Genomic DNA, 19,294 nt, shown 5'->3' with positions numbered 1-19,294 from the left:
TACTTTTGAATTAAAAAAGCATGTCTTTGGATTTGTTTGATCAGAAACAGCGAAATAATATCACCTTACTGATTATTCTTGCGCTAGGTTTATTTATTTTATATTCTTTGCGCGGTATTTTCGGTGCATTGCTGGCAACAATGATTATGTATACAATCTTTAGGCCGCTAAATTTATTCTTGACGGAACGACTGAAGTGGCGTAAATCAATTTCAGCCATACTGATCATCGTCGCTTCTTTCTTTATTATCGTCTTCCCTTTTTACGGTTTAATTAATATGATTGCTAAACGGGTCATTGAATTGACGAGACACCCTGAAAAAATTCAGCGGGTAATCGACGAAATCAATAGCTTCTTAGGCGATAAATTGCAACAACCTGATTTGATAACCAATAACTTACAGAAAGGATTGACCTACGCGGGGAATCTCATGACCTCTATTCTAAGTGGTGCGGCAAATATCCTGCTCGATATTTCCGTTATGTATTTCCTGCTATACTTTTTGTTTGTGAGCTGTAGAGCGTTTGAGAAGGGCGTTTTACGTTATTCTCCATTTTCGGATGAAAATGCGGTTCGTTTTGGTGTTGAACTAAGGAATATCACCTATTCGAATGTTCTTGGGCAGGGATTGATTGCCTTGATACAGGGGAGCGCCGTTGCTTTGGGGTATTGGATGTTTGATTTCGCTGACCCACTGTTTTGGGGCGTGATCTGTGTTATTTTATCTTTTATACCGGTGGTAGGTGCCCCAATGGTCTTTATCCCCGCCTGTATCATTAAATTTATTGATGGGGATACCTTCAATGCGATTGGCATGTTGCTATGGGGATTGCTTTTGGTGTCGAATATCGATAATGTACTACGCTTGGTGATCGCAAAACGGGTAGGAGATATACATCCCATTATAACCATTATCGGGGTTATTATTGGCATTCCAATGTTCGGCATTATGGGGCTTGTTTTTGGGCCATTACTTCTCTCGTATTTCTTGATTACCGTAAAGATCTATGAAACAAATAAACTGGCAGAAATGCGTTTAAGGAAAAAAAATGATGACAATTGAGATTGTTGGCAAACTGTTTGCTTAGTATATTGTATATATAAAAGGTCGCTTCAGGTAGCCTTACAACGATTAATTAACATTTAATTTTTTAAAAGTCATGAATGATAATGGAAAAATAGTAGCTGCTTTGCTAGCAGGTTTAGCTGCAGGCGCAGCCTTGGGAATCTTATTCGCACCTGAGAAAGGCTCTGACACCAGAGATAAGCTAAGCGACTCCTTAAAAGATCTGGGCGATGCTATTAAGGAACGCACGGCGGAACAAGTGGAGCAGTTTAATGATCTGAAAGAACGTGTGGTATCTACTATCAAGTCAAAAGTAAATAAGGGTGAAGCAAGCGTAGAAGAAGCTTTAGAAGAGCACGCGTGAATATAAATGAAATCCATTATAGATGTTAAAACGACATCTATAATGGAAAAACATAATCTATGGAAGAAAAAGATACATTTTCAATTAAAGGTGTTATTCAGAAGCTAAAGGAATATGTCGAAAATTATACTGACTTAGCCTATTTAAAATTCGTCGGACGCATCTCCAAAATACTTCCTGGAATTGCTGTCAGCGTTATCAGCTTCTTATTTGCCTTTTTTGTGGTATTCTATCTAAGTATGGCGCTCGCTTTCTTTATTGGGGAACTCTTGGATAGTTATGCATTGGGTTTTGCCGTCACCGGACTGGTGTTTATCTTACTCATATTGCTGGTAGCAATGTTTAGGCAAGCAATCAAAAAGGGAATAGCCAATTTTTTTATCAAAATTTTTATTGGTTTACGTAAAGACGATGACGATGAAGAACAAAATAACTAATATAGAGGAATTACAGGCTGAGATTGCGCGCTTGAAAACGATGAAAATGGAACAGGAAGCGTATTTGGAGCATCAATTTGGATTGCTGAAGGATAAGATAAATAAACCTGTACATTTTTTTCAGAATATGTTTTCTTTTCTTCCGAATACAGCTAGCCTTTTTGGTAATATAGGCACAAAGGGAGGTGCCTTCCAAGGTGATTGGTTAACGAAAAGCCTGCGCATTGGTTTACCGTTTCTTGTTAATCGTGTTTTTTTTAGAAAGGCAGGTTATTTCAAACGCATTCTAATGGGACTGCTTTCGAGTCAAGCTGCAGGCTTCTTCAATAAAGAACGCCTTGCTCAAGGGATAGATGCTGTTACTTCTTGGATTAAAAAATCAAGTAAAAAAGGAAAATCTGCAAAACCTTCAAATCGTAACCGAAGGGATTACGATTTTGGTATCCCTCCTGATAGCGAAACATATTAATTAGCGGGCGGTCAGGATTCTAAATCTTCAAATCTAATAACAGGTTGAAGGGCTAATGTATAATAACTTATAACTATTTCCGATAAAAAAAGCCGTGGTATTTTGTACCACGGCTTTTTTTATGGGCATGATTATTACATCATGCCGCCCATGCCGCCGCCCATTGGAGGAGCGCCTGCACCGGCTTTTTCTTCTTCCGGCTCGTCTGCCAATACACACTCAGTCGTCAACAACATGGAGGCGATTGAGGCTGCGTTTTCTAGAGCAACACGCGAAACCTTGGTAGGATCGATAACACCTGCACCGATTAGATTTTCATATCTGTCAAAGCGGGCGTTGTAACCGAAATCACCACTACCTTCTTTTACCTTTTGTACAACGATAGAACCCTCTACGCCTGCATTATTACAAATTGTACGCAATGGCTCTTCAATAGCACGTTTGATAATGTTGATACCGGTAGATTCATCTTCACTTTCTCCTTTTAGCGTTTCGAGTGACTCGATAGCACGGATAAAGGCGACACCACCACCTGCAACAATACCTTCTTCAACAGCTGCACGTGTTGCATGAAGGGCATCGTCTACACGGTCTTTTTTCTCTTTCATTTCTACTTCTGTAGCAGCACCAACATAAAGAACAGCCACACCACCTGCTAATTTCGCTAAACGCTCTTGCAATTTTTCGCGATCATAGTCGGAAGTAGTTGTTTCGATTTGTGCTTTAATTTGGCTAACGCGACCTTTGATAGTCTCTGCTTCACCCGAACCATTGATAATGGTTGTGTTATCTTTATCAACAACTACTTTTTCTGCTTGACCTAGGTAAGAAAGGTCAGCATTTTCTAATTTATAGCCTCTTTCTTCTGAAATTACGGTACCACCGGTTAAGATGGCGATGTCTTCAAGCATTGCTTTGCGACGGTCGCCAAAGCCTGGTGCTTTAACAGCCGCAACTTTTAATGAACCACGGATTTTGTTCACTACTAAAGTAGCTAACGCTTCACCGTCTAAATCTTCAGCGATAATCAATAGTGGCTTACCGGTTTGTACTTGTTTTTCCAAAATAGGAAGCAACTCTTTCATATTGCTGATTTTTTTATCATAGATCAATATGTAAGGATTCTCCAATTCCGCTTCCATCTTTTCCGTGTTGGTAGCAAAGTACGGCGATAAATAACCACGGTCAAACTGCATACCTTCAACTGTTTTAACTTCAGTCTCGGTGCCTTTTGCTTCTTCAACAGTAATAACACCATCTTTTCCAACTTTTTCCATCGCCTCAGCAATCAGTTCCCCGATTACCTCGTCGTTGTTAGCGGAGATCGTAGCCACTTGTTTTATTTTACTGTTGTCTTCACCTACAGTTTGTGATTGTGCTTTTAGGTTTTCAACAATGGTAGCGACAGCTTTGTCAATACCGCGTTTCAAATCCATTGGGTTCGCACCGGCAGCAACGTTCTTAATACCTGCAGTAACAATTGCTTGTGCTAAAACAGTAGCCGTTGTTGTACCATCACCTGCCTGATCAGCGGTTTTGGACGCTACTTCTTTCACCATTTGTGCTCCCATATTCTCTAGCGCATCTTTTAAATCGATTTCTTTCGCTACAGTCACACCATCTTTTGTGATGGAAGGAGAACCAAATTTTTTCTCAATAATTACATTGCGTCCTTTTGGACCTAATGTTACTTTTACAGCATTTGCTAAAATGTCAACACCTTTCTTCAAGGCATCACGCGCTTCTACGTTATATTTTACCTGTTTTGACATAGTTTTTAATTTTAAAATTACGCATATCTACTTTCTTCTTAAGTATACGCACTTTTAATGGTTATTGTTCGTTTTAATCTATTCTAAAAAGCTATAGGGACTAGATTATAGCATAGATGTCGGACTCGCGCATAATTAAATACTCTTGTCCTTCGTAGGTTATTTCTGTTCCGGCATATTTACCGTACAACACTTGATCCCCTACTTTAACGGTAATAGGCTCATCTTTTTTTCCTTCACCAACAGCAACAACGGTTCCTCGTTGCGGTTTTTCCTTGGCGGTATCAGGAATGTAGATACCTGATGCGGTTTTTTCTTCAGCAGCAGCAGCTTCTACTACTACTCTGTCTCCAATCGGTTTGATACTTAATGCCATAATTGTACTAGATATTATTGTTTTATATTAGATTAACGTTTCCGGGAAATTTTAAGTCATGAACTGTGCCAAAATTGAAAAGACAGTTTTTGTTGTCATTTTTTCACGCCGATGACGTGGTAACCATAAAATCACTTTTCAACTTGTCAGCTTGGCTGAATATTTGGCAGAAAAAAAGGGGGCAGTCCAAAACTGCCCCCTTTTTTATTTTATCCTCACGGAATTACTTGCTTGTATCTACCGATGCTGGTTTCTGTCCTTGCGGAGTCGTTGGGGTGGCTGCCGGGTTCTGTAACGGAGTTGTCGGCGTGGCCGTTGGTGTAATTTGCTTTTGTAATTCGAGCCCTGGATTAGAGCCAACGCCTGCCCCCGGGCTGGTGATATTAAGTAATAGCGAAAATACCATGATCGCAATGACTAAAACCCAGGTTCCTTTCTCTAAAATATCTCCGGTCCGTTGTACCCCCATAAGGTTGTTAGATCCGGCAAAACCAGAGGCTAAACCTCCTCCTTTCGGATTTTGGATTAAAACGATAAAGACCAAAAGCACGCAGGCTAAAATGGTTAATACGATAAGTAATGTATACATTTCTTTATGTGGTTAATTAATTCTACTTTCTAACGCTTTGATACGGTCGGCAAAATAAACACTTTTTTTGGGATATTTCAAACTTAATTTCATGTAAGTATCAATCGCCTTATGATAAAGTCCCTGTTCTTCATAGATTTGTGCCAAGGTTTCCGATACAAAAGTAGACTGATCCTCGGCGCTTTGTCTGGCTTTGTTCTCCAGTGTTATTTGACTGGCTTGCGGTGGCCGGATCTGCGGTTCTTCTTTGATAAAGCGTTCGATAATCTCATCGGTCTTTTGGGGAACTTTAAATGTAATGGTTTTACTTTCTTTAATGCTTAACTTTTCTTCGGGTTCCTGTAGATGAAAAATGTTTTCCCGAATTTGTTGATCTAACACCAGATCACTGATATCGCTTTGTAATTTTTTTAAGGAAGGTTTCCTTTTTGAAGCATAAGGTTGGTAGGTGTCCGCATAGGCCAGACGGGTTTTGTGAAGCCACCATACAAAAGTGTAAGGCATTAAATCATCATCATACTTGGAAACGTCTTCTCTATGCTCGGTTTCCTCTTTTGAAGAAAGCGTATCGATCGTTAAAATTTCCTGGTCCTCATCGGTGTTTACTGCATGCAAATGGTTTACCGCTTCGGTCATTTCTTCTGTTGCCGCCGGGTCTTCTTCCAAAAAAGCTGATTCAGAAATTAACACCTCTTCTGCTGAATTTTCTTTAAGACGTTCTTGTCCCAAAACCTGATCGAGTTTGGCAACGGCATCGTCCTGGCTTAGGGTAAGGTCATTTAATGGAGCATTATAAATAAAACTATAAAGCTGCTCGGGATCGCTCGTAAAGAGCGATGCTTTCTTAAAAATGGCTTGCTGATCACCATGATGCTGTGAACAACGTTTAGCTTCTAAAAACCATAATATATGACTGTAGGGATACGCTTGCAGCAGTACGGCCAAATCTTCTTGCTTCATTTGGGTCGGATCTGCCAGTAATCCGTTAAACTTATGCCTTAATGATGATTGATGCTCCACTGTCAACAATTTTGGGCTTACCAATTGGCAAAAGCGCGGTTAAAAATATCTTCGGTTAATTGCCTGTTAATGGCTTCGATAAGCGTTTGTTCCTGTGCCTGCACCGTGCCGGTGAAATCTTGATAACGGGTAAAACTCTGCTCAAAACTGTTATCAGGTTTGATGTTGTCAACATATTTTACGCTCACGGTAATTGATAATCGATTGGCTTGTGCACGGTCTTGTCCGCCTACGGCTGCCGAAGTGATAGCATAGCCGGTTATACGTCCTTCAAAAATAGCATCGCCTTCCGAGGTCACTTGACTAAGGCGCGATTGATTACGGATACGCTCTTTTAGTGCTTCCGTAAATTGTTGACTCAAATAGGGAACAACGATGGGGGCAGAGTTTTCGAAAAATTGCACATTAAACGTCTTCATTCCTTCCGGAATGGATGCCCCATTTAACTTGTATACTCCACATGACTGGAGAAGTACAAAAAAGGGAACCAATAAAAATGATAATCTGACAGCTCTAAGCATTTTTTTACTTTCTGGCGATCCGGAGATCTTCCTAACTTAAATTTAAATCCTTGATTTTGCGATACAGCGTACGCTCCGAAATTCCCAATTCTTGCGCCGCTAATTTTCGTTTACCTTTGTATTTTTTTAAGGCTCGCTTTATTAAATCCGATTCCCGTTCCACCAGCGATAACGATTCTTCAATTTCTTCGGCATGTGGTGCAATTTCATAATTCTCTTTATTTACAGAAGGCTGGTGGATCGTCAGCGGCGAAAATGTTTCATTATTTGTCGACGAACTGGGTTGCACTTCTTGGTACAATTGATTTAAATACGGAGAATTGTCGGAAATAGTATTGGCATTGATGCCATTTTTTAACAGCTCAACCACTAATTTTTTCAGTTCAACCATGTCCTTCTTCATGTCGAACAAAACCTTGTAAAGTAAGTCTCTTTCAGAAAAATCTTCACTGGCTTTATTCTCTAAACGCATGGGCAGGGTGCTTGTACGTTCTGTGGGCAAATAAGTTTGTAATATCTGCGCAGTGATCACACGTTCCTTTTCAAGTACAGCAATTTGTTCAGCGATATTTTTCAGCTGTCTTACGTTCCCCGGCCAGTTGTAGTCGCTCAGTAATTGTTGTGCATCGTCTGTCAGCTGAATGCTCGGGCTTCTATATTTATCCGTGAAGTCTGCTACAAATTTGCGGAAAAGTAAATGAATATCTTCTCTTCTATCGCGTAATGGCGGAATGCGCAATGGAACGGTATTTAAACGATAATATAAATCTTCTCTAAATTTATTGGCTTTTACCGCATCATAAACATCCACATTGGTTGCTGCTATGACACGCACGTTGGTTTTCTGGACCTTGGACGAACCTACCCGTAAATATTCTCCGGATTCGAGTACGCGCAGTAAACGTGCTTGCGTGCTTAAGGGAAGTTCAGCGACTTCGTCTAAGAAAATGGTGCCACCATTAACGACTTCAAAATAGCCTTTTCTTGCCTCATGAGCTCCCGTAAAAGAACCTTTCTCGTGACCAAACAGCTCGGAATCAATGGTTCCCTCAGGAATGGCACCGCAGTTTACAGCAATAAAAGCACCATGCTTGCGACTGCTTAATTGATGGATAATATGCGAAAATACTTCTTTACCGCTACCACTTTCCCCCGTGATTAAAATAGAGATGTCGGTAGGAGCTACTTGCCTGGCAACGTCTATTGCCCTGTTTAATAAGGGGGAGTTGCCAATGATACCAAATCTATTTTTTATATCTTGTATATCCATTTGTTCTAAAATATTGCTGCTTCACACAGACTTGAATGGGGTTGATAATCTTCCTTCCGTATGTATACCTTACTCATCAATCTTACCAATTAAGGTCGCTGATGTACAGGTTTCCGCTATAACGTTGACATAGTCGCCCACTTTATATCGGCTATTAACCGGAAAAACAACCATCGCATTTTGGTCATTACGGCCGCAATAGTCTTTATCTGATCGTTTCGAAAAACCTTCTATTAAAACTTTGTGTATCTTGCCTACTTGTTGTTGTAACCTGAAAAGGCTATGAGCACGCTGTTTCCCAACTACTTCTGTTAGCCTTCTTTTCTTTACCTCTTCGGGGATGTCATCCGTGTAGCGTTTTGCCGCGAGTGTTCCGGGGCGTTCTGAGTAAGCAAACATATAAGCATAGTCATATTGAACATAGTCCATGATCGAGAGGGTGTCCTGGTGTTCTTCCTCTGTCTCACTGCAAAAACCGGTAATTACGTCTGTCGATATTGCACAATCAGGGATAATCCGTTTAATGGCGTCAATACGCTCCATATACCAAGCCCGATCATAGGTGCGATTCATTAATTCTAATATACGACTGTTTCCTGATTGGACGGGTAAATGTATATAGTTACAAATATTTTCATGCTTCGCGATGCTGTAAAGAACTTCGTCGGTGATGTCTTTGGGATGTGAGGTGGAAAAGCGTATGCGAAGCAGGGGATCAATAGCCGCTACCATTTCCAACAGTTTGGCAAAAGTAACTGGCGCACGATCTCTTACAAGCTCATCTTCTTGTGGTAACCATTTATAGGAGTCCACATTCTGTCCTAATAGGGTCACTTCCCGATAACCTGCATTAAACAGTTCTTGGGCCTCTTTAACAATTGAATGGGGATCGCGACTGCGCTCCCTTCCACGGGTAAAGGGGACAACACAGAAGGAGCACATATTGTCACAACCGCGCATGATGGAAACAAAAGCGGTAACACCATTGGTATTTAACCGCACCGGGTTGATGTCTGCATAGGTCTCCTCACGAGAAAGTAACACATTAACGGCCCGGGTACCATCGTCTACTTTTTCAATCAAGTTAGGTAAGTCCCTATAAGCGTCCGGACCAACGACTACATCGACTAATTTTTCTTCCTCTAAGAATTTCGATTTTAAACGTTCGGCCATACATCCCAGCACGCCTACGATCATTCCCGGCCTTTTCAATTTAGCGGATTCGAACTCCTTTAGCCGGTTCCGTACGCGTTGTTCTGCATTTTCCCGAATGGAACATGTATTGATAAAAACTACATCGGCTTCTTTATAATCCGCGGTCGTGCTGAAACCTTTATCTAGTAAGATAGAAGCAACGATTTCGCTATCAGCAAAATTCATTTGACAACCGTAACTTTCAATGTAAAGCTTACGTCCAGTCTCTTCCTTTTCACCGGATAACATTACTGCTTCGCCTTGCCGCGATTCATCGTGCTCTTTTAAACTCATTTCTGTCTCTATCATGGCCATGATTTAAGGCTACAAAACTACAAAATAATTTTGGTTTTAATGACACTTTGTCAGTTATTGTTGAAATTACGGACTATACAATAGGGAATGAACAATCCGACTAAATTGGTGTTAATTGAGAAGAAGATATTTAACTTAGGTGTGTTTTTATTTTACTAATAATATTAAACCTATTTGTCGATGTCGTGTTAGCCTACGCATGGGACGCATCAATTATTGTTTATGCCAAAACAAATGAAAGAAAAAAGTAAAGGATCCGGGCGTTTGTTATGGGTGGGGATTGCGCTCCTGATTTTTTTGCTAGCCATCTTAACGGCAAAGAAAATAGTAGAAAGTAAGTTGCCTGGAAGCTTGCAATCGGCTATCAGGGATCAAAGCGGGGGCCTTTATCAAATTCGTTTTGGAGAGGTCAAACTGGATTTATGGAAAGGAGCTTTCATTGCAGAAAGTGTACATTTAGTGCCCGATACCGCTAACCGAAAAAAGTTAAAGGAACAAGGACTGACTACTCTATTTGAGGTAAAAGCCAAACGAATAGCGATTGGTGGGTTTCAGCTATTGAAATTCTTTTGGAGGGATGAACTGCATGTTTCTAATATTGTTATAAACCAACCCGCGGTTATACAATATACGTTCGCGTCTGTAAGGAAAAAAAAGGATAAAGGCCTGCGACAAGAACTGCAGGAAATCAAGAACCAAATTGCTATAAAAGAAATCACGTTGTCGGAAATTCAATATCGTATCGTTGATATGCAAACGAAAAAAAGTGCTTGGCTAAAAAATATAAATTTTCATGCAAGTGAAATTCAATTTGGACAAAAGGCTAAGCGGCAGGATGCTACAAATGTAAATTGGATAGGATCCTTTCATTTTTATGGTAATAATGTGGTTTACCTTTCCGGAGATGAACTATACCGACTACGTATGGCTCATCTGGATATTTCCTCGGAACGCAATAAGCTTCTTATTGATTCCTTTTCCATTGTTCCTAACTATACGGAAGAGCAATGGTCTAAGACGCTATTATATAAAAAAGATCGCTATGCGATGGTTTTTCCAAGAATCGAGGCCTTTAGGATGGGCTTTGCAGAATGGTTAAATAAGGGATATTTACAAGCGGACAGTTTGATCATTGATCGAGCAACTATCCAGGTATATGCCGATAAAGGTATGCGGGAAAAAACGACACAGGCGTCTGATAATTTTCCTTCCCTTGCTTTTCAACGATTAGGGGTGCCGCTTACCATTAAAGAGATCTTTATACGAAATACAGATGTATACTATAAGGAACGGAATCCGAAATCAGGCAGGGCCGGTTTGGTATTCTTTAAGCAGCTAAACGCGCGTTTGCAACATGTCAGTAATGACAGCTTGCAGCTACAACATGATCCTTGGGTGAAGGGACATTTTTCGACTTTCTTTCTGGGAAAGCCAAAGTTAACATTGGATTTGGATTTTAACGTGCTGGATACGACGGGTGCTTTTCGGTACAAAGGGACGCTAGAAGGAGCTCCTGCAAACTTTTATAACCAATTACTTGAACCCGTTACCTTGGCAAGAGCGGAAGATGGTTATGTCCGCTCGGTTCGATTCAGCATAACAGCGAATCGTTACGGCGCTAAGGTGGAAACGGAAATGCTATATAATGATTTGAAAGTAGCTATGTTGGATGCAAGTAGTGGTGAATTGCAGAAAAAGGGCTTTCTTTCTTTGTTTGTAAATTGGTTGGCGATAAAAGCGGATAATCCGTCGAAGAAGGGAGAATTGCCACGTATCGCCCATCTCTACTATAAACATCCGCCCGAAAAAACTTTTTTTAACTTGATGTGGAAAGCACTTTATACTGGTTTAAAAGTTAATTTAGGGTTACCGGAGATTTAAGTATATAGGCGCAAACTTTTTTATCGGTGTAGAGGTTATGGATTGGAATATTACATAATGAAGAAATAAATTTTATGAAGCTTGTTTTGAAGTGGATAATCGGCATTTTGTTAACGCTGATACTCATAGTCGTCGCTAGTTTATGGTATTTGGGAAATCACTGGCGCCCCCTATTAAATGAGAAAATACATGCGATTGCGTTGAGTTCGAGTGATAGCCTGTACCGGGTTTCATATGATGATCTCGACTTTAACATGGTCACAGGTAATGCATATCTCTATAACTTTAAACTCATTCCGGATACCAATGTATATAAGGAATTGATAATGCAGAAGAAAGCACCCGATAATGTATATGAGGTGTCAGTAGCGAGATTGGCTATTCGCAATTTCCATCCTAAACGGATTTATACGGAAAGAAAACTCAATATAGACGAAATCATTATTGAAAATCCTGATATTAAAATTGTTAACCAAACGCATGCCTATAACGATACTATTCAGTCGAAAGATAAACGGACTTTATATCAAAAGATTTCTAAAATACTAAATGAACTAACAGTTGAACATATTGCGTTCGAAAATGTAAATATTGCCTATACGAACCGGAACGAAAAGAAGGAAAAGACGACACGTTTAAAAAATGTCAACATCAATATCAAAGACCTCCGGGTTGATTCGACCTCACGTGAAGATAGTTTACGTTTCTATAATGCACGTTCTGTTGATTTTACGATGAATGATTACCGCATTGCCACGGGGGATAGTTTATATTACATTGATCTGAAGGAAATCCAATTTACTTCGGCCGATCGGAGTATGGTATTAAATGGTTTGCAAATGATGCCGCGTTACAATAAAGTAGATTTTTATAAAAAAACGAAGATTGCACAGGAACGCTTTGAATTGGCATTTGATACAATTCGTATTCATCATATTGACCTTTTTAAGCTATTAAAGCAACAGAAATTATATGCAGGTGAAGTCGTTCTTGGAAAATCAAGGGTAGAGATCTACCAAAATACCGCCTATCCGAAGAAGAAAGCGGAAGCAAAAATTGGAAAATATCCCCATCAGGAATTTCGGAAATTGGCCTTTCCGATCAAGGTTGATACCTTGACCTTAAATGAGCTAATGATCACTTATCTGGAGTACAACCAAAAGAGCAACCAAATAGGGAAGGTCAGCTTTAATAATACACAGGGTACTTTTCATAATGTTACGAACGACTCGTCGGCATTGGTCAATAATCCCTATATGACAGCGGATATTCATTCTAAATTTATGAATAATGGTAAACTCCATATTAATTTCGGCTTTAATATGCTTGATAAACTCGGGACTTTTACCTATAAAGGTTCATTAACGGCAATGAATGCGAAGGCCTTAAATCCACTCACAAAACCTTTAGCAATGGTAGAGGTATCATCCGGGTATTTTGATCGGCTTCACTTTAATGTGAAAGCAGATGAATATAAGGCGGTGGGTCGGGTCGATTTCTTTTATAGAAATTTAGCGGTGCAGATCATTGTTAAGGAGAGCAATGGCGCGAAACAAAAAAATGGAATGGTTTCTATCCTGACGAACAAATTTTTGATTAATGATAGTAATCCGGATGCAAACGAGAAATTCCATCCAGGACCTATTCATTATAAACGGCCGTTAACGGCTTCTTTTTTTAATTTCTTATGGAAGAGTTTGTTTGAAGGGGTTAAGGCGAGTGTAGGAATCGACAAGAAGCGAGAGACTAAATTAACCGTGGCGGCCGAAGAGGCAGATAAGGCCGTTGGCAAGGTGAAAAAGTTTTTCAAAGGAATATTTCGCAAAAAGGAGGGTAAAGAACAAGACAGCCTCAGAAGATAGTTTTCAGCCATCGGCTATCAGCAAGTTTCCGATAACCGATGGTGGTGGTTCTATCCCACAATGAAGTTCCATCCAAAAGGATCCTCAATTTTGCCGTAACGTAATTGATTGAGATAGTCCAATACTTTATTCGAAAACTCACGCGTTGCAGGGTCACTGAGTTTGTATATTTTTCCTTCGTATCCAATCTCCGAGATAGGTGTCAATGTAGCAGCAGTACCTGCGGCGAAAGCTTCACTTACCTTGCCGGCCTCAATACCTTCGATTAATTCCTGCACACTAACATCACGTGTTTCCGTCTTGATTCCCCAACGCTTTGCGACGTCCATAATGCTGTGCCGCGTTACTCCTTGCAGAACCGTTTCGGAACCAGGTGTTACCAAGGTGTCTTCTAGCATAAATACTAAATTCGCAGTACCGGCTTCTTCGATGTACTTATGCTCTTTCGCATCGGTCCAAATTAACTGATCAAAGCCCTCATCTTGTGCCAAACGGGTCGGGTAGAGCGAAAGCGCGTAGTTTCCGGCATTTTTCGAAAAGCCTACACCTCCTGCGGCAGCCCGAGTGAAATGAGTTTCTACTTTCACTCGTAAAGGTTTATTGTAATAGGAACCAACAGGACCTGTAATAATGATAAATTTATAAGATTTCGAAGGATGAACACCTAAGGCTGGTTCTGTACCGAACATAAAAGGGCGTATATAAAGAGAGGCCCCCGCAGTTGGTGGTACAAAGTCACGATCAATATCAATCAATTTTTTTAATCCATCCATGAAGATTTCTTGTGGAACCTCGGGCATCTCCAAACGGACGGCCGATTTATTAAAACGCTCCAAATTTCTGTCAGGTCGGAAAATGCTGACACGACCGTCTTCAAATTTGTAGGCTTTGATACCTTCAAATATAGCTTGTCCATAATGTAAGGCTGAGGTGGCGGGGCTCAGACTAAGATTAGCGTAAGGGACAATCTTGACCTCTTTCCATTCACCATCATCATAATCTGCTACCAACATGTGGTCGGATAATATCTGCCCGAACTTTAGGTTGTTAAAATCAACCTTTGCCAACTGTGAGTCTTTCGTTAACTCTACTTTGATTTCATAAGAATGTGCCACGGTAAAATATATATAAGTTGTATGCCGTGCAATTTAGGAAAAAAAAGGAAAAGAAGATAAATACTTGTAACATGTTAGCTAAATTTGATGGATTAAAGCATGGGTTCCTTTCGTTCCATTATTTTAATGTTACATTTGTGAACGAACACGCCCTTTTTATTTTGTGGCAAGCAACGGTATAAATAAGCTAGATACATGAAAAAAATTATTATTAGTGCATTAATAACAGTGCCTTTTTTTGCAAGCGCTCAACAAGATTATGTGATTAAAGGAAATGTAGGAAATCTAAATGCACCTGCTAAAGCTTATGTTTCCTATCGCTTAAATGGTGCGAATCAACTTGATTCCAGTAATATTGTAAATGGCGCTTTTTCTTTTAAGGGTACGGTGCAGGATCCTGTCAATGCCGTTTTGGTATTAGCGCATCAAGGCGAACCTGTCATGCAATTGGAAGCACCTGATATGATTCCAATCTTTCTGGAAAAGGGGACAATTACCGTGCAGTCAGCAGATTCCTTGAGTAAAGCAAATTTGGGTGGAACGACACTGAACGTAGATCAAGCGGCGTTAAACAAAGCAATGGATGTGCTGAAGGAGGATCAGGCAAATATCATGAATGTCTATTATGGTGCTTCGGATGAAGAAAGAAGCTCGGAAGAATTTCAAAAGAAATTTCAGGCGCTTTACGAGGGCTTACAGGATAAGCAGCTACAAATCGTGGGAGACTTCATAAAGAGTAAGCCAAGTTCATTGGTAAGTATGTATACGTTACGTTCTACAGTGGATCCGGGAAGAGATTATGAGCGAGCACAACAACTATATAGTAGCTTATCGAAGGATGTGCAGGAAAGCAAAATAGGCACTGAATATGGTCAATTGCTGGCGACAGCGAAAACGGCAAGTATTGGTTCCGTTGCACCGGATTTTACCATGAATGACACGACAGGTAAACCCGTAACACTTTCTTCTTTTAAGGGTAAATATGTATTGATCGATTTTTGGGCAAGTTGGTGTGGCCCTTGTAGACAGGAAAATCCAAATGTGGTGGCAGCCTTTAATAAATATAAGGATAAAAATTTCACTATTTTGGGAGTTTCGCTGGATAGACCGAATGGAAAGGATGCTTGGTTAAAAGCTATTGCCGATGATGAATTAGCTTGGACACAAGTTTCCGATTTACAATTTTGGAATAACGCGGCAGCACAACTCTACGGTGTACGGGGTATCCCTGCCAATTTTTTAATTGATCCACAGGGAAAAATTGTTGGGAAAAATCTACGCGGAGAGGAGTTGCACACTAAATTAGCTGAAATACTTCAATAGAAATAAATTTCAGTATACCCGCACAGGACAGAACAGCCTCACGGGATTGTGTTTGAGACGAGACCTAAAAATCTTTAGCCTCGAAAGGATCGGGACAGACACGAACTCGAAGAACATCTTCTCGATTTTGGTTCTTTTTGTGTTAAGATGAAACAAAAAGACTAGTATAGAATCCGAAGTTTAATAGTCGTTGTAATCTGTCTTAATTCCTTCAGAAGCAAATCATCGTAACCCTTGCTGATGTCGGTTATAACATAACCGATATTTCCTTTCGTCATTAAAAACTGCGCTACAATATTAATGTGATGCTCGGCAAATACATTATTGATCTGCGCCATAATTCCCGGTACATTTTTATGTATATGGATAAGACGGTGTGCCTGATGCATACGTGGCAATTGCATATTGGGGAAATTACGGCTCATTGCTGTATCTCCTTTGTTAATGAAGTCAGCCATCCGCTTAGGAATAAACTCTTCACTTCTCTTTTTACCCTTTTTATCATCAAAAAGAACAATGCCCATCTCATTGCATAGTGCCCGATTCAAATGCCCTTTGCTATTGCCAAGATAACCGATCGTTTTCAACTTCTCCGCTTTTGATAATTCCTCATCCGTTATTGCTATCCCGTTGGCTAATAGAAGCATCCCGATATCTTTTACATATTTTTCTTCCAACGTTTCCTTATGACGGATTGAAAAACCATCTCTTCTAAGTAAATGAATGGCGATTTCCGGAACATCGCCAACGATAAGACAAAGAATACGGTTCTTTGGATAAGAAATAGCCCTGGGGAGATGGTTGACGTATAAAAACTCATCCAGGCTCGGCGTGATGTGGTCAGCTTTTTCTGATACGGACTTACGTTCGATGTTTTCTGTAAAGGCAAAGAACTTTTCAATGAGGCCGGATTCTTTTAATTGAAAGTCGGAATAACCGTCACCGATACCATATATAGTACCGTCCAAATTCATGGTCTTGAGTAATTTTACTTTACCTCCTTCATCGGACAATGGGTTGTCTTCGTCGTAGCCAGTGATATTACCTTCCTCATCAAACGTAAATGTATTGGCATAAATGTTTTCTGTTTTGATGCCGTAAGGTGTTACCACGGGTGTTATAAATTCTTTAAATCCGCCAGAAACGATTAATACATCTTCACTGTGCTCACGAAGGAATACACGATTTCGAGAGAAAGAGGAAGATACTTTCTTTTTGAGGGTACTGATTAGTTTCTCCAAATGCGATTTGTTGGCTTGAAGAAGCTTAACACGGCCTGCAAGGCTTTCACGGAAAGAAATGTTACCTTCCATGGCTGCATTGGTAAGTCGCTCGATTTCCGTGTAGATTAATTCGCTGGCCGGATGGTGCTCTAGGGAAATCCGAGCCAATTCATCAAGTGCTTCAACTTGTGTAAAGGTACTGTCGAAATCAATGATGTAATAATGTTTCATGTTGCGTAATGGGATTAAATATGCTCACAAATTTCTTTTAGCGTTTCTCTTATGGGCCTAAATGAAAAGCCTATTTTTTCTTTAAATTTGGCATTGGAATAAGCTTGCTTTTCACGAGCGGCATGCGCAGTATCATGTGTTAATCCTGGCTGTTGACCTGTAAACCATGACGAAACTTTTGCTGCCCGCCAGGCCAAGCCCAGCATGCCTCGTGTTGCTAGCTTATTCGGGGCAGGTTTGCCAAGGTAATCCGCACAAATACGGAAAAGCTCTTGGTAAGTCATGTTTTCATTGTTAATAATAAAACGTTCCGCTCGGATGTTTCTGCTGTTCATTAGAATGATGGCGGCCCTTGCTACGTCTTCCACGTCTACCAAGCCCACACTGCCCTCTGGGTAATACCGTAGGCCATCTTTCAAAAGCTTAAAAATAGCACCGGTATTTTCCTGTCCACTTTGTTGACCAATAATCAGCGAAGGATTGATGATGACGGCGTCCAAGCCTTCGACAGTACCTCGCCAAACTTCCATTTCTGCTTCGTATTTTGAAATCGCATAACCGTTTTGTGAACCATCAAATTCCCAAATATCGTTTTCATCGGATAATGTTTGTGAGGGTTTTGGCTTGCCTATAGCAGCTACTGAACTCACGTGCAACAAACGAACGTTATATTGTATACATAAATTGACAATATGAGCGGTGCTACTACGGTTAGTGGTAATAATTTTCCGTTTATCTCTTGGATCAAAGGAAATCATTGCGGCACAATGATAAACCTCTTTCACCTCTTCAAAGGCGTCCTCCAAATCAAAATAGTTGTTAATATCGACCGCTAACCATTGAAGATTGGGATGGGTAAGCAGATCCGTAGGAATGACTGAGGTTTGGCGTTTAGTCGCTCGAATCACATGACCGTCGGCGAGTAACCGTCTAAGAAGCGTTGAACCTAAAAATCCTGTTCCACCAGTAACTAATATCACCGTCTTATTTCCTATAGATTGATCATTAATACTTTCAAAAGTAAGTTAATAAATGGATATTTGCACAATCTTAACGTAAATTGCATTAGCTAATCCTTTTTTCATGTCATTGATCGATTTTTTTTCTCCTATTGATGTTCAGCAATTAACGCCCGCAAATGGCTTTTTAACAAGCCAGTTAGGGGCACATATAAAGGCTTTTGAAACGGAATTTCCGGATCAGGAAGAAGAAATTTTCGATCTTGTTCTTATTGGCGTATCGGAAGATCGTCGGGCAATTGCTAATCAAGGATGTGCTTTGGCCCCGAATCATGTACGGGAGAAATTATACAGCTTGCACCGGGGAGATTACCCCTTACGCATTGCAGACTTCGGGAATATACAGGCAGGAGCGAGCGTGAACGATACCTATGCAGCCTTAAAAACGGTTGTTGAAGAGTTGATAAAAAAAAATGTCCTTCCTGTTATTATCGGAGGGGGGCAGGATTTAACATATGCGCAGTTCCAAGGCTATGAAAAACTCGAACAAAAGGTAGACTTGGTGGTGATCGATCCACACTTCGATTTAGATGAGTCTGTTGAAAATGAACGGGAGGCAACCTCGCAAACCTATCTGACGAAAATATTATTACATCAACCGAATTACCTTTTTAATTATAGCAATATAGGCTATCAAACCTACTTCGTAAGTCAGGATAGTTTGAAAGTAATGGACAAGCTCTATTTTGATTCGTATCGATTGGGTTTATTTGCCGGAAAAACAGATCAAGCTGAACCGGTGATCCGAAACGCTGATTTACTAAGCTTCGATATAAGTGCCATTCGCTCTTCTGATGCTGGTGCAAATGCAAATGCAACACCAAACGGCTTCTATGGTGAGGAAGCTTGTCAACTATGTCGTTATGCGGGAATGAGCGATAAGCTAAGTTCCATTGGTTTTTATGAATTTAACCCAGCCTATGACCAAAATGGCCAGACAGCTATGTTAGTGGCACAGATGATCTGGTATTTTATCGATGGTTTCTATAATCGAAAGAAAGATTTTCCACTACAGCCAAAATCATCTTATGTCATCTATCGCGCTTCATTAAATGACGACAGCTATGAACTGGTATTTATAAAGAGTAAAAAAACAGATCGTTGGTGGATGCAGGTTCCTTACCCTAATACCAAATCAGTAAATGAGCGCTTTCATCTTGTACCTTGCCGATATGAAGATTATCTGCTCGCTATAGAAGGTGAAATGCCCGATCTCTGGTGGCGGACATTTCAGAAATTATCTTGA

The 19,294-nt window shown here is 40.3% G+C and carries 18 protein-coding genes; 8 read left to right on the top strand and 10 right to left on the bottom strand.

The features are described 5' to 3' along the window. Positions 1-20 precede the first annotated feature (20 nt). The 4 genes from RYH73_RS00665 to RYH73_RS00650 all read left to right on the top strand — a co-directional run bounded on the left by RYH73_RS00665 (position 21) and on the right by RYH73_RS00650 (position 2,337). A complete protein-coding gene (locus RYH73_RS00665; protein WP_335311319.1) occupies positions 21-1,064 on the top strand; it encodes an AI-2E family transporter in 1,044 nt (347 codons plus the stop codon). 97 nt (positions 1,065-1,161) lie between these two features. Beyond that, positions 1,162-1,431 carry a YtxH domain-containing protein gene (locus RYH73_RS00660; protein ID WP_335311318.1) on the top strand — a complete coding sequence of 90 codons (270 nt, stop codon included), beginning with the start codon at positions 1,162-1,164 and terminating at the stop codon, positions 1,429-1,431. 59 nt (positions 1,432-1,490) lie between these two features. Continuing rightward, positions 1,491-1,868: a phage holin family protein gene (locus RYH73_RS00655; RefSeq protein ID WP_335311317.1), complete on the top strand. Its 378-nt coding sequence runs from the start codon at positions 1,491-1,493 to the stop codon at positions 1,866-1,868. Further along, positions 1,849-2,337: a hypothetical protein gene (locus RYH73_RS00650; protein WP_335311316.1), complete on the top strand. Its 489-nt coding sequence runs from the start codon at positions 1,849-1,851 to the stop codon at positions 2,335-2,337. The genes RYH73_RS00655 and RYH73_RS00650 overlap by 20 nt, the downstream gene beginning before the upstream one ends. A gap of 134 nt (positions 2,338-2,471) precedes the next feature. Here the strand turns inward: RYH73_RS00650 and groL are convergent, their stop codons facing one another. The 7 genes from groL to miaB form a co-directional block, all read right to left on the bottom strand. Next, complete coding sequence (gene groL, locus RYH73_RS00645) at positions 2,472-4,109, bottom strand: chaperonin GroEL (RefSeq protein WP_335311315.1); 1,638 nt, start codon at positions 4,107-4,109, stop codon at positions 2,472-2,474. A gap of 100 nt (positions 4,110-4,209) precedes the next feature. Continuing rightward, complete coding sequence (gene groES, locus RYH73_RS00640) at positions 4,210-4,485, bottom strand: co-chaperone GroES (protein ID WP_335311314.1); 276 nt, start codon at positions 4,483-4,485, stop codon at positions 4,210-4,212. A 223-nt stretch (positions 4,486-4,708) separates the two neighbouring features. Further along, positions 4,709-5,074 (bottom strand): preprotein translocase subunit SecG, encoded by a 366-nt coding sequence (gene secG / locus RYH73_RS00635; RefSeq protein WP_335311313.1) that lies wholly within the window; start codon positions 5,072-5,074, stop codon positions 4,709-4,711. Between the two features lie 12 nt (positions 5,075-5,086). Next, the gene (locus RYH73_RS00630) at positions 5,087-6,094 is read right to left on the bottom strand and encodes a hypothetical protein (RefSeq protein WP_335311312.1); all 1,008 of its coding nucleotides are present in this window, start codon (positions 6,092-6,094) and stop codon (positions 5,087-5,089) included. Between the two features lie 17 nt (positions 6,095-6,111). Next, positions 6,112-6,615: an LptE family protein gene (locus RYH73_RS00625; protein WP_335311311.1), complete on the bottom strand. Its 504-nt coding sequence runs from the start codon at positions 6,613-6,615 to the stop codon at positions 6,112-6,114. A 31-nt stretch (positions 6,616-6,646) separates the two neighbouring features. Then, the gene (locus RYH73_RS00620) at positions 6,647-7,885 is read right to left on the bottom strand and encodes a sigma-54 interaction domain-containing protein (RefSeq protein WP_335311310.1); all 1,239 of its coding nucleotides are present in this window, start codon (positions 7,883-7,885) and stop codon (positions 6,647-6,649) included. A gap of 69 nt (positions 7,886-7,954) precedes the next feature. After that, positions 7,955-9,388, bottom strand: coding sequence for a tRNA (N6-isopentenyl adenosine(37)-C2)-methylthiotransferase MiaB (gene miaB / locus RYH73_RS00615; RefSeq protein ID WP_335311309.1), 1,434 nt, complete (start codon positions 9,386-9,388; stop codon positions 7,955-7,957). Between the two features lie 240 nt (positions 9,389-9,628). Here miaB and RYH73_RS00610 point away from each other — a divergent pair, with 240 nt between their 5' ends. Next, positions 9,629-11,275 (top strand): hypothetical protein, encoded by a 1,647-nt coding sequence (locus RYH73_RS00610; protein ID WP_335311308.1) that lies wholly within the window; start codon positions 9,629-9,631, stop codon positions 11,273-11,275. A 74-nt stretch (positions 11,276-11,349) separates the two neighbouring features. Further along, a complete protein-coding gene (locus RYH73_RS00605) occupies positions 11,350-13,137 on the top strand; it encodes a hypothetical protein (protein ID WP_335311307.1) in 1,788 nt (595 codons plus the stop codon). A 50-nt stretch (positions 13,138-13,187) separates the two neighbouring features. On the opposite strand, the gene RYH73_RS00600 is transcribed toward RYH73_RS00605, so the two are convergent. Beyond that, positions 13,188-14,252, bottom strand: coding sequence for a branched-chain amino acid aminotransferase (locus RYH73_RS00600; RefSeq protein WP_335311306.1), 1,065 nt, complete (start codon positions 14,250-14,252; stop codon positions 13,188-13,190). A gap of 195 nt (positions 14,253-14,447) precedes the next feature. Between RYH73_RS00600 and RYH73_RS00595 the strand changes: the two genes are divergently transcribed. After that, the gene (locus RYH73_RS00595) at positions 14,448-15,575 is read left to right on the top strand and encodes a TlpA disulfide reductase family protein (RefSeq protein WP_335311305.1); all 1,128 of its coding nucleotides are present in this window, start codon (positions 14,448-14,450) and stop codon (positions 15,573-15,575) included. 161 nt (positions 15,576-15,736) lie between these two features. Here the strand turns inward: RYH73_RS00595 and RYH73_RS00590 are convergent, their stop codons facing one another. Further along, positions 15,737-17,029, bottom strand: a complete 1,293-nt coding sequence (locus tag RYH73_RS00590) for an HAD-IB family phosphatase (RefSeq protein ID WP_335311304.1) — start codon at positions 17,027-17,029, stop codon at positions 15,737-15,739. A 14-nt stretch (positions 17,030-17,043) separates the two neighbouring features. Then, positions 17,044-18,009 carry an NAD-dependent epimerase/dehydratase family protein gene (locus RYH73_RS00585; protein ID WP_335311303.1) on the bottom strand — a complete coding sequence of 322 codons (966 nt, stop codon included), beginning with the start codon at positions 18,007-18,009 and terminating at the stop codon, positions 17,044-17,046. 103 nt (positions 18,010-18,112) lie between these two features. Between RYH73_RS00585 and RYH73_RS00580 the strand changes: the two genes are divergently transcribed. Continuing rightward, positions 18,113-19,294 carry a formimidoylglutamase gene (locus tag RYH73_RS00580; RefSeq protein ID WP_335311302.1) on the top strand — a complete coding sequence of 394 codons (1,182 nt, stop codon included), beginning with the start codon at positions 18,113-18,115 and terminating at the stop codon, positions 19,292-19,294.

This window comes from Olivibacter sp. CPCC 100613 (genome assembly GCF_036959255.1).
In the GTDB taxonomy this organism is placed as follows: domain Bacteria; phylum Bacteroidota; class Bacteroidia; order Sphingobacteriales; family Sphingobacteriaceae; genus Olivibacter.
This window is presented reverse-complemented; position numbering and strand designations above follow the sequence as displayed.